The organism is Micromonospora sp. D93, assembly GCF_018070365.1.
Lineage (GTDB): Bacteria > Actinomycetota > Actinomycetes > Mycobacteriales > Micromonosporaceae > Micromonospora > Micromonospora ureilytica.
The window spans coordinates 276,050-290,492 of the sequence record NZ_JAGPXW010000006.1 but is presented as its reverse complement, the minus strand read 5'-3'; the positions used below and the strand labels follow the sequence as shown (position 1 = coordinate 290,492).

Genomic DNA, 14,443 nt, shown 5'->3' with positions numbered 1-14,443 from the left:
GTGGTCATCCGGCGGGCACACTGCCCGTACGCTTGACCCGTGTCCGTCGTGGATCTCGTCCTGCTGCTGCTCATGCTCGTGTTCGCGATCAGCGGATACCGCCAGGGTTTCGTCATCGGCGTCACGTCGTTGTCCGGCTTCTTCCTCGGTCTGCTGCTGGGTCTCCAGCTCGGGCCGCTGTTCGCCAGACAGTTCGTGGACGCCGGCACCCGCGTGCTGATCTCGCTCGTGGCCATCTTCGGGCTGGCGGTGGTCGGGCAGGCACTCGCCGGTTGGCTCGGCTCACACCTGCGCAAGACGATCACCAGCGACGTGGGCAAACGGATCGACGACGTCGGTGGGGCGTTCGTCTCGCTGTTCGCGGTGCTCCTGCTCGCCTGGCTGGTCGCCGTGCCGCTCGGCTCGTCCTCGGTGCCCTGGCTCGCCGCCTCGGTCCGGAACAGCGCGTTGATCACGGTGGTCAACCAGGTCCTGCCGGAGAAGGCCAACCAGTTGTCCACGGCGTTGGAGGACACCGTCGACACCGACGGGTTCCCGGACGTCTTCGGTGACCTCGCGCCCACCCGGGCCCGGCAGGTCGACCCGCCGGATCCGGCGCTGGCCGGCTCGCAGGTGGTGGTCAGTGGTCGGCAGTCGGTCGTCAAGGTGCTGGGCTCCGCGCCCAGCTGCTCACGCCGGATCGAGGGTTCCGGCTTCGTGTACGCGGACGACCGGGTGATGACCAACGCGCACGTCGTGGCAGGCACCCGCTCGGTCTCCGTGGAGTTGGGCGGCGAGCGGTACGACGGCAAGGTGGTGGTCTACGACCCCAACCGGGACCTGGCGGTGCTGCTCGTGCCCGGGCTGCCCGGGCCGTCCCTGCGGTTCGCCGCCGGCAACGCGGGCAGCGGCTCCGACGCCATCGTGCTCGGCTTCCCGCTCGACGGCCCCTACAACGCGCAGTCGGCGCGGGTTCGGGACGTCGACCGGATCAAGGGCCCGGACATCTACTCCTCCAGCGACGTGACCCGGGAGATCTACACGATTCGGGCGCTGGTCCGCAGCGGCAACTCGGGCGGTCCGCTGCTCTCCGCCAACGGCCTGGTGCTCGGCGTGATCTTCGCGGCGGCGTCCGACGACCCGAACACCGGCTTCGCGGTGACGGCGGCCGAGGCCCGCCCGGTCGCGTTGGCCGGGGCCGAACGCAACCGGCAGGTTGCCACCGGTGAGTGCACCTGAGCGTCGCCGCCGGGTCAGCTCAGCCCTGAGCTGGCAGGGCGCGACGCCCGACGGTCGGTAGTTTCGCCCGTCCCCACCGCAGCCCCCGGTCGAGCACCGCACGGGCCATGATCGCGACGCACGTGCCGCCGTTGAGGAAGGACGCCAACACGTCGCTCGGGTGGTGCATCCCCCGGTACATCCGGGTCAGCGCCACGCCCAGCGGCACCATCAGCAGCAGCGTCCACCAGGCGACCTTCGCGCTGGTGCTCCGTGTCCGCAGCGCCAACAGCACGGCGATGCCGACGTAGAGCGCCACCGCCGCCGACGTGTGCCCGGACGGAAAGCTCGACGTGGGTGGCGAAACGTCCATGTGCTCCACCGCCGGCCGCTGTCGGTCGATCGCCAGCGTGGTCAGCAGGAACACCAGCGCCTGGGCGGTCACCGCCGCGCACAGGAACAGCGGCTCACGCCAGCGTTTCAGCCAGAGCCGCAGCGCCAACGCCACCAGCACGGTGACCACGACGATCATCTGGGTGCTGGCAAGCGTGCTGAACACCAGCGAGACGTTGTTCCAGTCGCCGGTACGGTCGGCGGCCAACTCCCGGTTCACCGCGTCCTCCACGGTGAACGGCCAGGTCCGGGCGAACACCCGGGTGACCAGCACCCCGAGCAGCACCATGAGCCCGAGCAGGAGGGACACCGGCAGCAGCACCCGCCGGACGATCTGGACCACGGTCTCGGACATGGGTCGGCCAGTACCCGGCCGACGTCGTCGTCACTCCTCAGGCCGCTCCCGGGTGCCGCTCGATCTCGGGCGCGACGCCGTCGCGGGTCGGCCGGACCGGCCGAAGACCGGTGTGTGCCCGCCAACTGGTGAACGCGGCGGTGGTGGCCGCGACCACTGCCACACCCAGCAGCCATCCACCCACCACGTCGCTGGTGAAGTGCACGCCGAGCGTCACCCTGCTCAGCCCGGTCACCACGGTGAGCAGCACCGCCGCGACCCAGAGCGCGCCCCGCGCCGCCCCCCGTCCGGCGTAGGGCAGGAGCACCAGCAGCAGCACCCCGGCCGCCAGTGTGGCGTTCAGCGCGTGCCCGGAGGGGAACGAGTAGCCGGCGGCACGGGCCACCGGGTCCAGCAACTCCGGCCGGTCCCGGCCGACCAAAAGCTTGAGCAGCGGACCGATTAAACCGCCGACGACAATTGTGGTGGCCGCCCAGAGGGCCAGGCGGCGGGCGCCCCGACGCAGCAACCAGACCACCAGGAGCAGTGCGACGGCGCGCAGCGGCATCGGTGCGAACACCTCGGTCCAGACCCGCATCAGCACGACCCAGGCCGGGTGGTCCTGCGCGTAGCCGTGCAGGGCGTCGGTGACCGCCGCGTCCAGCCGGTGCAGCGGCGCCCAGGTGCCGAGCACCAGCAGTGTGAGCAGCGCGAAGGGCACCAGCACCAGGAACGCCGCCGTCGCGGCCAGAGTGAGCCGCAGCCCCAGCGCCTGATCCCTGTCGAATCGGCGCTGCCGCCAGGACGGCTGGCCGGTGCGGGCGAGGACGGGCGGCCGGTGCGTACTCATGGGTCCGTTCTACCCGGCCGGGCGGCCGGTCAGGCCTGCCGGGTGGCCGGGATCAACGGGTTCGCTGGCGGAGGCGACGGACCACCAGCGCCGCACCGCCGACCAGAGCGACGAGCAGCACGACGCTGATCCACAGTTGCTCCGGCGCGGACGTGTCCTGACCGCCCGCCGCCCGAGCCGTCCACCGGCTCTGCTGACCGGATGCGGCGAGACCGAGTGGGTCGCTGCCCGCACCGGCCACCGGAGCGTCGTCGACCGAGCCGGGCGCCGGACCGAAACCGGTCACGCCCGGCGACGTCTGGTCGTCCAGCGGGTTGACGGTCACCGGCGGCACCTGAGCGGTCAACGCGGCCACCGGGTCGACCACCCCGTACCCGAAGCGGTCGTCCCGCCCGGTCGGCCCCACATCCCGGGCGGTGGCCAGCAACCGGTTGACCACCTCACCCGCAGGCATCTGCGGATAGCGGGACCGGACCAGCGCGGCGGTCGCCGCCACCAGTGGCGCGGCGAAGCTGGTGCCCTGCACCCGCCAGTACCCGCCGGGGGGCTTGGCACCGACCAGCCCGCTGGCGGGAGCGGTGAGCACCGTCGCCCGACCGGTGATCGAGCCGGACCACAGGTTGTCGCTGCTGCGTTCGAGGCCGGCGACCGCGATCACACCCGGCTCCCGAGCCGGGTACCAGACCTTGGTGCCGCTGGAGGTGGCCAGGTTGCCGGTGCAGGCGACCACGACGACGTCCCGGACGAACGCGTAGTCCAGGGCGGCGGCCAGGGCAGGGCTGTCGCCGCTGCCGCCCAGCGACAGGTTGATCACGCGGGCGCCGTTGTCGACCGCCCAGCGCACCCCCTGGGCGACGATCAGCGCGTCGTCGTAACGGTTCTCCTCGTCGAGCACGCGGACCGGCAGGATCCGGGCGTCCGGTGCCAGCCCGACCACACCCCGCTTGTCGTCGCTGCGCCCGGCGATCAGGCCGGCGACCGTGGTGCCGTGGCCCACCGGATCCGGGCCCGGAGCGCCACCGGGGCCGACCAGGTCCTTGCCGGGCAACACCTGGCCGACCAGGTCGGGGTGGGTGCCGTCCACTCCGGAGTCGACCACCGCCACTGTCACGCCCCGCCCGGTCGAGCTGCGCCACGCCGTCTCGGCCTGCAACTCGTCGAGCTGCCACTGCTCGTCGCGGACCTGGTCGGTGCGGGCGATGGTGTCACCGGGAGCGAACGCCATCGGCGCGCCGGCGAGCTGTCCGCCGTTCGTGGGCGCGGCGACGGGCAAACCCGCTGCGGTCGGGGCCACGACGGCGAGCGCCGCGGCCAGGCCGAGCAGAGCCCGGCCGGTCGCTCGTCGGGCCGCTGACGGACCGCTGTACCGCACCCCAGTCACATCCCCAGCCATTCATCCCGACGGAACCATGACGATCGGAGATTACCGGTTTCCCCACCAGTCACGGGAAGAACCGGCGAGTCAGGTCATTGTGGCGGCAGTTGCGCCAGCTGGACGAGGCGCACCCCCTCCCGCCGGGTGACCAGCCGACCACGCCCCGGCGGCAGCGGTCCGGGCCGCACCGGCCCGACGAGCGCGCCCTCCTCGGGGCTGCCCGCCATCACCAGGCCGGAAGTGGACAACTCCCGCAGCCGCTGCACGATCGGCTCGTACTGCGCCCGGCCCGCCCCACCCGACCGGCGGGCCAGTACCAGGTGCAAACCGATGTCCCGGGCGTGCGGCAGGTGCTCCTCCAGCGCGTGCAACGGGTTCGCCGGCCCCGTCGCCACCAGGTCGTAGTCGTCCACCAGCACGAACAGCTCCGGCCCGGACCACCAGGACCGGTCCCGCAGCTGTTGCGGAGTGACCTCCGGCCCGGGGGCCCGCCGCTCCAGGTAGCCGGCGGCCGACTCGACCAGGTCGGCGGTGTGTGCCGCGGCGGTGCCGTACCCGATCAGGTGTGGCGTCTCGATGGCGCCGAGCAGGCTGCGCCGGTAGTCGACGAGGATCACCCGGGCCTGCTCGGGAGTGAACCGGGTGATGATCGACGTGGCCAGCGCGCGCAGGAACGACGACTTGCCGCACTCCGAGTCCCCGAAGACCACGAAGTGCGGCTCGCTGGCGAAGTCGAGCAGCACCGGGCGCAGGTCCGCCTCCGCGATCCCGATCGGCAGCCGCAGCCCGGTCGTCGAGGTGAGGTCCAGATCGGCGTACGGCAGCACCGGCGGGAGCAGTCGTACCCGGGGCGCCGGAGGACCCGCCCACCCGTCGGCTGCCCTCTTGACCAGATCGGCGGTGTCCCCGCCGGCGGCACCGAGCTGAGGCAGCGCGGTGAGGAAGTGCAGGCCCTCCGCTGTCACCCCGCGGCCGGAGCGCTCCGGCACGTTCGCGGCCGCACGTCGGGCCACCAACGAGTCCGCCGGGTCACCGAGGCGCAGCTCCAGCCGGGAACCGAACAGATCCCGGATCGCCGGGCGGAAATCCAGCCAGCGCAGCGCGGTGGCGACCACGTGCAGCCCGTACGACAGACCCCGGGTGGCCAGATCGGTGACGAGCGGCTCCAGGTCGTCGTACTCGCCCCGGATGGTGCTCCACCCGTCGATCACCAGGAACACGTCGCCGTACGGGTCGGCGCCCGGTTGACCTGCCGTCCCCGCCGTCGCTCGGCGCTGCCGGTACGCGGCCATCGACTCCACGCCCAACTCGGCGAAGCGGCGTTCCCGGTCGACCAGCAGGGTGGTCATCTCGCCGACGGTGCGCCGTACGGCGGTCGGGTCGGCGCGGCCGGTCACCCCACCCACGTGCGGAAGGTCGCGCAGCGCGGCCAGCCCGCCGCCACCGAAGTCGAGGCAGTAGACCTGCACCTCGGCCGGTGTGTGGGTGAGCGCCAGCGCGCAGATCAGCGTGCGCAGGGCGGTGGACTTGCCGCTCTGTGGCGCACCGACCACAGCGACGTGCCCGGCAGCGCCGTCCAGCGCCAGCCAGAGCAGGTCCCGGCGCTGCTCCAAGGGTTTGTCCACGACCGCCATCGGCACGCCGAGCGCGCCGTGCAGCTCCGGGTTGCCCACTGTGAGCCCGCGCCTCGGGTGCACCTCGACCGGACCGAGCAGCTCGTCCAGGGCCGGCGGCTGGCCGAGCGGCGGAAGCCAGACCTGGTGCGCCGGCGGGCCCTGCCCGACGAGCCGGTCCACCAGCAGGTCGAGCAGTGTCTTACCGCCCTCCTCCTCCGCCACGACGGGCACGACCGGGGCCGTCGGCTCGGGTACCGGTACGACGTGGGTGGTGAAGGTGAGCAACCGCGCGCCCCCCTCGGCGGCGACGCCGCCCGACGCGGCCCGACGGCGCACGGCACCGGAGACGTACGCGGCCTTGAAACGGGCCAGCGGGTCGGTGCCGGCGCGCAGGTAGCCGTGGCCCGGCGAGCGGGGCAGCTCGTGCGCGTCCGCCACGCCGAGCACCGTCCGGGACTCCAGCGCCGAGAAGGTGCGCAACCCGATCCGGTACGAGAGGTGGGTGTCCAACCCGCGGAGGCGGCCCTCCTCCAGCCGCTGGCTGGCGAGCAGCAGGTGCACGCCGAGCGACCGGCCCAGCCGGCCGATCTGCACGAACAGGTCGATGAAGTCGGGCTTGGCGGAGAGCAGTTCCGAGAACTCGTCGCAGATCAGCAGCAGCGACGGCAGCGGTGCGAGAGGGCTGCCGGCCGCCCGGGCCCGCTCGTAGTCGCGCACGCTGGCGAAGTTGCCCGCCCGCCGCAGCAACTCCTGGCGGCGGACCAGCTCCCCGTTGATCGCGTCCACCATGCGATCGACCAGGGGTAACGCGTCGGCCAGGTTGGTGATCACGGCCGCGGTGTGCGGCAGCCGGTCGAACGAGGTGAAGGTGGCGCCACCCTTGAAGTCGACGAGCACGAGGTTGAGCTGCTCGGAGCTGTGCGTGGCGGCGAGCCCCAGCACCAGCGTGCGGAGCAGCTCGGACTTGCCGGAGCCGGTCGCCCCGATCAGCAGGCCGTGTGGGCCCATGCCGTCCTGAGCGGACTCCTTGAGGTCCAGCTCGATGGCGCCGCCGTCCGCGCCCACCCCGATCGGCACCCGCAACCGGTCCCGGGCCGAGCGCGGCAGCCAGCCCTGTTCCGCCGTAAAGCTCTCCGGGTCACCGAGACCGAGCAGCTCGGGAAGGCCCAGGTCGGCCTGGAGCGGGGCGTCCGGCCCGCGGGCCGTGCCGGCGAGCCGCAGCGGCGCCAACCGTCGGGCGACCGCCTCGGCGTCGGCCAGGTCCAACTGGTCGGCGGTGCCCACCTCGGCGTGCCCGTCCGACGACCATGAGTGCAGCCGCCGGCCGTGCAACTCCAGCAGCAGCGCGTACCGGTCCAGCAGTCGGGGCGGCGGGGTGTCCAGGTCCAGCACGGTGACCGCGTCGATGCCGCCGTCGCCGGTCAGGTCACTGGCGCCGGTCAGGTCGCCGCCGTCGAGGACCACCACCACGTGCGGGCCGTCGGTGGCTGCGCCGGCCGGGCTGAACCGGGACCGGGTGGCCAGCACGTCGGCCAGCAGCGCCTCCAGTTCGGCGGCGGAGCTGGTGACCAGCCGTACCGGGCCGAGCGCGTCGGTCCGGCCGGGATGGTGAGCGTGCGGGAGCCACTTCACCCACTCCCAGCAGGCGCGGCGCTCCGGCCCGGCGCAGACCGCGACGAGCAGCTCGTCGGGGGCGTGGAAGACCGCCAGCTGGGTCAGTACGGCCCGGACCAGCGCCTGCGCCGCCGGGTCGCCGGTGGGTGGCCCGCCGGTGGTCGGGGTGGTCGCCCGACCGCGGCCGGCGGGACGCACGTGCACCCGGGCGAAGCTGCGCAGCGACAGCGCCACCGGCAGGTCCGGCACCACGGAGTACGCGTCCAGGAAGCGGCGAAGCGCGCCGGCGGTCATCGGCTCAAGCTCCTCCAGCGGCCGGGTGACCGGTGGTACGAGTGGGGTGGCCAGGGTCTGTGGCCCGACGGCGACCCGCACCACAGCGAAATCCGGGTCGGCGGGGCGCCGCTCCCAGACCCGGTGGCTGTCCACCGTCGACCAGAGCCGACCCGGATCCGGGTGCCGGTAGTAGAGCCCGGCCCGTTGCTGGCCCGCGGTCCGCCGGACCCGCCGCCGCAGCGTGGCCAGGTGGCGCAGGTACTCCCGCCGGGCGGCCATCATCTCGGACTTCTTCGGGGTGCCGGAGGCGCTACCCCAGGACGTCACGAGCATCGCCAGCGAGGAGAGCCCGAACATGCCGCCCACCACGTACGAGTAGGCGCCGCCGCCCCGGCCGAACATCATCGCCATCGCCACCGTGCCGCCGAGCATGGGCAGCAGCATGAGCATCTGCTGCCACCGTCCGCCGGTCACGACGGGAATCTCCGGCGGTGCCTCGACCGGCAGCTCACCGGCGGGGATCCCCGGTGCTGGTCGGCGCGGCGGGCGCTTGATGACGACTGTGGACACTCGGCCTCCTGACAGCGCTGGGTAACCCGAGCCTGGCTCATGGTAGGTAAAGTCCTGTCGTCCGCGCAGCCTCCGATCCCAGTCGATATGGAGATCAGTCGATGACTACCGGGCTGGCACGCGTCACCATCAGCGCGCCGCAACGACGGGTGGACGTCGCCCTGCCGGAGCAGGTGCCCCTGGCCGAACTGCTGCCCGACGTGCTCCGGCACGCCGGTGTCGGGCTGGCCGACGACGGCGAGCAGCACGGCGGCTGGGTGCTCCGCCGCACCGACGGGGCGTTGCTGGTGACGGCACAGGCGCTGCTGCCGCAGGGGGTCCGCGACGGTGAGGTCCTGCACCTCGTGCCGGCCCGCGCGCACTGGCCCGAGTTGGAGTACGACGACGTCATCGAGGCGATCGCCGACGGTGCTCGCCGCCGCGGCGGCGCCTGGTCGCCCACCGCCACCCGGGCAGCCGGTCTGGCCGGTGCCGCCGTACCGCTCGCGGTCGGACTGCTCGCGCTGCTCGCCGGTGGCCCGACGCACCGGGCCGGTTGGCTGGTGGCCGTCGCGGTGGCGCTGGTGCTCACAGTGGCCGGGACGGTGGCCTCCCGCGCCAACGGCGACGGCGCCGCCGGGGCGACGCTCGGCGGTTACGCGCTGCCCTACGCGTTCACGGCCGGCGCCCTGGCGGTCGGCTCCGGCGACCCGGTCGGGCCGTTCGGGCCGGTCCGCTGGGTGGGCGCTCCCGAACTGCTGGCCGGCTCGGTCGCGCTGCTGCTGGTGGCCCTGATCGGTCTGCTCGGGGTGGCCAGCCGGCTGCGGGTCTTCGTGGCCGGTGTCACTGTCGGCCTGGTCGGCGCGGGGGCCGCGCTCGGTGGGCTGCTGATGACCACTGCCGGTACGGCGGCGGTGCTGCTCAGCGCACTGGTCTTCGCCGTCGGCGTGATCCCCCTGCTGGCCATCCGGCTGGGCAAGCTGCCCCTGCCGCCGATCAACCTGCCGACCTCCACCCCGGCGGAGGAGCCGGAGCGGGTCCGGGATCTGCCGGACCGGGGCCGGGTGCACGCCGCGGTGATCCGCACCGAGGAGATGCTCACCGGGATGCTGATCGGCCACGCCCTGCTGGCGGTGGCCACCGCCGTCGTACTCATGGTTGCCGGTGGCACTGCCGGGCGGGTGCTGGTGGCTGTCACGTCGGCCGTGCTGCTGCTGCGGTCGCGGCTGTTCGTGGCGCTGCGACACCGGGTGCCGACGGTGCTCGCCGGGCTGGCCGGCTACGCGGTGCTGGGTGCGGTGCTGGTCGGTCGGGCCGACGAGACCGGGCGGTTGGTGCTGGTCCTCGGTGGGGCCGCGCTGGCCCTGGTGACGGCCGCCAGCGGCACCGGGTACGCCCGCCGGCCGGTCTCGCCGTACCTCGGGAGGGTCGCGGACCTCACCGACACGGCCCTGGTGGTCGCCGTGGTGCCGATCGCCTGCGCGGTGCTCGACCTGTACGACCGGGCCCGAGGGCTGCTCGGTTGAGCGACCCTCGGGCCCGGTGCGTCAGCAGTCGTCAGTGCATGGATTCGCCGCGCGCCTCGGCGTCCCTGGCCCGCTGGTAGGAGGCGTGGATCTCGGCCTCGGCCTCGGTGCGGCCGACCCAGGTCGCGCCCTCCACCGACTTGCCGGGCTCCAGGTCCTTGTACACCTCGAAGAAGTGCTGGATCTCCAGGCGGTCGAACTCGCCCAGGTGGTGGATGTCGCGCAGGTGCTCCTGGCGGGGGTCCTCGTAGGGAACGCAGAGGACCTTGTCGTCCCCGCCCTTCTCGTCGGTCATCCGGAACATGCCGATGGTGCGGCAGCGGATCAGACAGCCCGGGAAGGTCGGCTCGGGGACCAGCACGAGGGCGTCCAGCGGGTCGCCGTCCTCGCCCAGCGTGCCCTCGATGAACCCGTAGTCGGCCGGGTACTGGGTGGAGGTGAAGAGGGTGCGGTCCAACCGGATCCGGCCGGTCTTGTGGTCCACCTCGTACTTGTTCCGGTGACCCTTGGGGATCTCAACCGTCACGTCGAAATCCATCTGCACGCTCCCTCGTCTGCCCACGCTGGCTAACGGAACCACTGGCGGCCCCCCGGACAGGTGAATGCCCACCCGCCGACTCCGGCCGCCGCATAGTCTTCGGACCGAAGTAGTGTCACCCAAGCCGATTTTCGCTGGGGGAGGAGGGGGTCGTGGGGAGGGAAGATTCACACTACCGCCCGGACGGTGGCTCCGCGCACGGTACCGGACGATCCGGCTCCGGCAGTGCCAAGGGGCGGGTCCCGGTGCCGGAGGCGCACCTCCCGCGGGCTCCCGAACCATCGACCCCGGCACCGGAGACGGTGCCCGAGCGGCCCCCGCCGCTGCCCTGGCGCCCACCGGCCGGTTCGGCGTCGCCCACTCCGAACACCGGCCACTTCCCGGGAGTCGGCGGTGAACGGCCGGTGAGCGGTCCGCCGCGCGGCAGTGCCACGGTCCCGGTCAGCCCCGCGCCGGTCAGCCCGTCGTTCGGCCCCGGGCCGGTCACCCCCGGCCCCGGCGGGGTCCCCCCGCTGGGCCCGCCGATCTCCGCGCTGCCGGCACCGGCCGACTCCGCGCCCGCGCCCGCCGCGCCGCGCCGCCGGAGACGACTGCCGCTGGTGCTGGTGCTGGCCTCCGTGCTCCTGCTGGTGCTCGTCAGCGTCGGAGTCGTGATCATCCGTCCCGGCCCGGTCGCCGGGTGGCTGGGCGACGACGCCGGGTCCGGGCCCAACGCGGCCGGCGTGACCCAAGATCCCGCCCCGTCGGACGTGCTGGCCGGCCCGGATTCGAACGCCCCGGTGCCCAGCCCGGACGGGGTCCGTGCCGCGCTCGATCCACTGGTCGGCGTCGCCACGCTGGGTGGCCGGGTGAACGTCTCGGTCGCCGACGTGATCACCGGTCAGACGCTGTTCGCCAAGGGGGCGGACGACGGCACCGTCCCCGCCTCGGTGACCAAACTGGCGACCGCGGTGACAGTGCTGGCGGCCCGGGGGTCCGGCTACCGGATTCCCACGCGTGCGGTGGCCGGCGCGAAGGCCGGCGAGGTGGTGATCGTCGGGGGTGGTGACCCGACCCTCGCGATCAACAAGAAGGGCTACTACCCGGGTGCGGCGCGCCTCGACGACCTGGCCGCCCAGGTGCGTGCCGCGCTCGGCGGCACGCCCCCGACCAGTGTCACGGTCGACGGTTCGGTCTACTCCGGCCCGGTCTACGGCCCTGGCTGGGACGACGACATCCCCACCGGCGGTTCGGGGGGCGCGGTGACCGCGTTGATGACCGACGGCGCGCGTACCGACCCGGGCGTCGAGCACGGGTCCGCCCCGCGGTTCGCCGAGCCGGACCTGGCCGCCGGCAAGGCGTTCGCCCGGTTGCTCGGGGTGCCGACCGACTCCGTGAAGCGGGGCGCGGCCCCGCCTCAGGCGGCGACCGGTGCCAGCCCGGCACCGGGTACCGAACTGGGCGTGGTGCAGTCTCCGCCGCTGATCCGGCTGGTCGACGTCATGATCAGCGAGAGCGACAACCTGGTGGCCGAGGCGCTCGCCCGGCAGGTCGCGTTGGCCCGCGGTCAGCCCGCCTCGTTCGACGGCGGCGCCGCCGCCATGGACGCCGAGGTGGCGGAGCTGGGCCTGCCCGCCGACGAGATCAGCGTCTCCGACGGCAGCGGCCTGTCCCGGCTCAACCGGATCAGCCCGTCGCTGCTGACCGATCTGATCCGCTTGGCCGCGAGTCCGGACCATCCGGAGCTGGCCGGGGTCTTCGGTGGTCTGCCGGTGGGCGGCTGGTCCGGAACCCTGAACGAGCGCTACCGCAACACACCGGGCACCGCCGCGGGCGCGGGCAGCGTCCGGGCCAAGACCGGCACCCTGACCGGCGTGCACTCCATCGCGGGCCTGGTCACCACCGCCGATGGTCGGCTGTTGACCTTCGCGGTGCTCACCGACAAGGTGCCGGGTGACCGGGACACCGCCCAGCCGGCGCTGGACCGGATCGCCGCCGCGCTGGCCGGCTGCGGCTGCGGCTGACCGTCGCCGGTCCGGGGTGCCGCGGTCGCCATCGGAGTCGATCGAGGGCGCGAGCCCGGGCCGGGGTGTCGCGGCGCGGGTACGGTGGGTCCATGGCGCAGTTCGTGGACTGGGATCTGGCCGCCGCCACAGCGGGGGCGTTGAGCAAGTCTGGCCCCCGCGTGTCGTACGCCGAAGCCAGTGACGTCGTCGGCGACCTGCGCCGGCTGACCGACGAGGCGGCCGGGCACGTGGCCGACTACACGGGGCTGCGGGCGCAGGTGTCGCATCCGCCGGTCCGGGTGGTCGATCGCCGCGACTGGGCAGCGACCAACATCGCTGGGCTCCGCGAGGTGATCACTCCGCTGATGAGTCGGCTCTCCGGCGACAAGCAGGCGGGCGCGTTGACCGAGGCGATCGGGTCCCGGCTGACCGGTGTGCAGGCCGGCACGGTGCTGGCCTACCTCTCCGGCCGGGTGCTCGGCCAGTACGAGGTCTTCTCGGCTGACCCGGGCCAGTTGCTGCTTGTCGCACCGAACATCGTCGAGGTGGAGCGCAAGCTCGGCGCCGACCCTCGGGATTTCCGGCTCTGGGTGTGTCTGCACGAGGTCACCCACCGCACCCAGTTCACGGCCGTGCCGTGGATGCGGGCCTACTTCCTCAGCGAGGTGCAGGCGTTCGTGGACGCCTCGTCCAGCGGGAGCGAGCACCTGGTCGAGCGGTTGCGGCGCGGGGTGGCCACGTTGTCCGAGGCGGTCCGTGACCCGGAGAGCCGCACCAGCGTGCTGGACATCGTGCAGACCCCGGCGCAGCGGGCCGTACTGGACCGGCTCACCGCGTTGATGACCCTGCTGGAGGGGCACGCCGAGTTCGTGATGGACGGCGTCGGCCCGCAGGTGATCCCGAGCGTGGAGCGGATCCGGGCGTCGTTCAACCGACGCCGGGAGACGGGAAACCCGCTGGAGAAGGCGATCCGCCGGCTGCTCGGGGTGGACGTCAAGATGCGCCAGTACGCCGAGGGGCGCAAGTTCGTGCACGGCGTGGTGGAACGCGTCGGCATGGACGGTTTCAACTCGATCTTCAACTCGCCGCTGACCCTGCCTCGACTGTCCGAGTTGGGCGACCCGGACGCCTGGGTCGCCCGGGTGCACGGCCCGGCCGGCACCATCCCGGCCGCTGGCTGACCCCCCGCCGGTGGCCGCGCTCGCTCCGCCGGTGGCCGCGATCCGGGTGGCGGTACGCCGTGCCCTGACCGGTCTGCCGTCCGGCGGTCCGGTGCTGGTCGCCTGTTCCGGTGGCGCCGACTCGCTCGCGCTCGCGTCGGCCACCGTGTTCGTGGCGCCCCGGCTGGGCCGCGCCACGGTGCTCGTCAGCGTCGACCACGGCTTGCAGGACGGCTCCGCGGAGCGCGCGGAGGCGGTGGCCACCTGGGGTCGGGAAGTCGGTTTCGCATCGGCCACGGTGGTCCGGGTGGAGGTGGCCGGGCGTCCCGGCGGGCCGGAGGCAGCCGCCCGCGAGGCCCGCTACCAGGCGTTGGCCGAGGTGGCCCGACAGCAGAACGCGGTCGCGGTGCTCACCGGGCACACCCGCGACGACCAGGCGGAGACGGTGCTGCTCGCGCTCGCCCGGGGCGCCGGCCCACGAGGGCTGGCCGGGATGCCCGCCCGACGCGATCTGGGCGGGGTGCCGCTGCTGCGCCCCCTGCTGGAGATCAGCCGGGAGCAGACGCGTGCCGCCTGCGCGGTGCTCGGGCTCAGCCCGTGGCAGGACCCGCACAACACCGACCCGTCGTACGCCCGGTCGAGGGTGCGGGCCGACCTGCTGCCGGCGCTGGTGCGGGCGCTCGGACCCGGCGTGGTCGACAACCTCGCGCGTACCGCCCGGTTGGTGGCTGCCGACAACGCCGCGCTCGACGAGTTGGCCGGGACGGCGCTCGCGGTGGCCCGGTGTCCCGACGGAGGGCTGTCCGTACCGGTGCTGCTCGGCCTGGTCCCCGCCGTACGCGGACGGGTGCTGCACTCCTGGGCCCGCGAGCTGGGCGCGCTACCCGGTGCCCTGTCCCATCGGCACGTCGCCGCTCTGGACGCCCTGGTCACCGATTGGCACGGTCAGGGTCCGGCCGACCTGCCCGGGGGTGTCCGGGTGCTCCGCCGGGCCGACCTGTTGGCCCCCGTCGTCCCCGGTTGAGCCCTC

The 14,443-nt window shown here is 73.6% G+C and carries 10 protein-coding genes; 5 read left to right on the top strand and 5 right to left on the bottom strand.

Annotation, left to right across the window (positions count from 1 at the left end):
• Positions 1 to 39: 39 nt before the first annotated feature.
• Positions 40 to 1,218 carry a MarP family serine protease gene (locus KBX71_RS10600; protein WP_124817194.1) on the top strand — a complete coding sequence of 393 codons (1,179 nt, stop codon included), beginning with the start codon at positions 40 to 42 and terminating at the stop codon, positions 1,216 to 1,218.
• Positions 1,219 to 1,237: 19 nt separating this feature from the next.
• On the opposite strand, the gene KBX71_RS10595 is transcribed toward KBX71_RS10600, so the two are convergent.
• The 4 genes from KBX71_RS10595 to eccCa form a co-directional block, all read right to left on the bottom strand.
• Positions 1,238 to 1,945, bottom strand: coding sequence for a phosphatase PAP2 family protein (locus KBX71_RS10595; RefSeq protein ID WP_210817764.1), 708 nt, complete (start codon positions 1,943 to 1,945; stop codon positions 1,238 to 1,240).
• A 37-nt stretch (positions 1,946 to 1,982) separates the two neighbouring features.
• Positions 1,983 to 2,774, bottom strand: coding sequence for a phosphatase PAP2 family protein (locus KBX71_RS10590; protein WP_210817763.1), 792 nt, complete (start codon positions 2,772 to 2,774; stop codon positions 1,983 to 1,985).
• A gap of 52 nt (positions 2,775 to 2,826) precedes the next feature.
• A complete protein-coding gene (gene mycP / locus KBX71_RS10585) occupies positions 2,827 to 4,167 on the bottom strand; it encodes a type VII secretion-associated serine protease mycosin (RefSeq protein WP_210817762.1) in 1,341 nt (446 codons plus the stop codon).
• Positions 4,168 to 4,241: 74 nt separating this feature from the next.
• The gene (gene eccCa / locus KBX71_RS10580; protein ID WP_210817761.1) at positions 4,242 to 8,225 is read right to left on the bottom strand and encodes a type VII secretion protein EccCa; all 3,984 of its coding nucleotides are present in this window, start codon (positions 8,223 to 8,225) and stop codon (positions 4,242 to 4,244) included.
• 101 nt (positions 8,226 to 8,326) lie between these two features.
• Here eccCa and eccD point away from each other — a divergent pair, with 101 nt between their 5' ends.
• Complete coding sequence (eccD, locus tag KBX71_RS10575; protein WP_210817760.1) at positions 8,327 to 9,730, top strand: type VII secretion integral membrane protein EccD; 1,404 nt, start codon at positions 8,327 to 8,329, stop codon at positions 9,728 to 9,730.
• Between the two features lie 31 nt (positions 9,731 to 9,761).
• On the opposite strand, the gene KBX71_RS10570 is transcribed toward eccD, so the two are convergent.
• A complete protein-coding gene (locus tag KBX71_RS10570) occupies positions 9,762 to 10,268 on the bottom strand; it encodes an inorganic diphosphatase (protein WP_091403280.1) in 507 nt (168 codons plus the stop codon).
• Positions 10,269 to 10,780: 512 nt separating this feature from the next.
• On the opposite strand from KBX71_RS10570, the gene dacB reads away from it, so the two are divergent.
• The 3 genes from dacB to tilS all read left to right on the top strand — a co-directional run bounded on the left by dacB (position 10,781) and on the right by tilS (position 14,437).
• Positions 10,781 to 12,271 (top strand): D-alanyl-D-alanine carboxypeptidase/D-alanyl-D-alanine-endopeptidase, encoded by a 1,491-nt coding sequence (dacB, locus tag KBX71_RS10565; protein ID WP_374102595.1) that lies wholly within the window; start codon positions 10,781 to 10,783, stop codon positions 12,269 to 12,271.
• Positions 12,272 to 12,363: 92 nt separating this feature from the next.
• Positions 12,364 to 13,434, top strand: coding sequence for a zinc-dependent metalloprotease (locus KBX71_RS10560; RefSeq protein ID WP_196929159.1), 1,071 nt, complete (start codon positions 12,364 to 12,366; stop codon positions 13,432 to 13,434).
• A 10-nt stretch (positions 13,435 to 13,444) separates the two neighbouring features.
• Entirely contained in the window at positions 13,445 to 14,437 is a 993-nt protein-coding gene (tilS, locus tag KBX71_RS10555) for a tRNA lysidine(34) synthetase TilS (protein ID WP_210817759.1), read from the top strand.
• The last annotated feature ends 6 nt before the right edge of the window (positions 14,438 to 14,443 follow it).

What these genes read in the sequence shown, in the direction of transcription:
- eccD (WP_210817760.1), top strand. Translation starts at nt 8,327, where the DNA reads ATGACTACCGGGCTGGCACGCGTCACCATCAGCGCGCCGCAACGACGG.
- mycP (WP_210817762.1), bottom strand. Translation starts at nt 4,167, where the DNA reads ATGGCTGGGGATGTGACTGGGGTGCGGTACAGCGGTCCGTCAGCGGCC.
- KBX71_RS10570 (WP_091403280.1), bottom strand. Translation starts at nt 10,268, where the DNA reads ATGGATTTCGACGTGACGGTTGAGATCCCCAAGGGTCACCGGAACAAG.
- KBX71_RS10560 (WP_196929159.1), top strand. Translation starts at nt 12,364, where the DNA reads ATGGCGCAGTTCGTGGACTGGGATCTGGCCGCCGCCACAGCGGGGGCG.
- KBX71_RS10595 (WP_210817764.1), bottom strand. Translation starts at nt 1,945, where the DNA reads ATGTCCGAGACCGTGGTCCAGATCGTCCGGCGGGTGCTGCTGCCGGTG.
- KBX71_RS10590 (WP_210817763.1), bottom strand. Translation starts at nt 2,774, where the DNA reads ATGAGTACGCACCGGCCGCCCGTCCTCGCCCGCACCGGCCAGCCGTCC.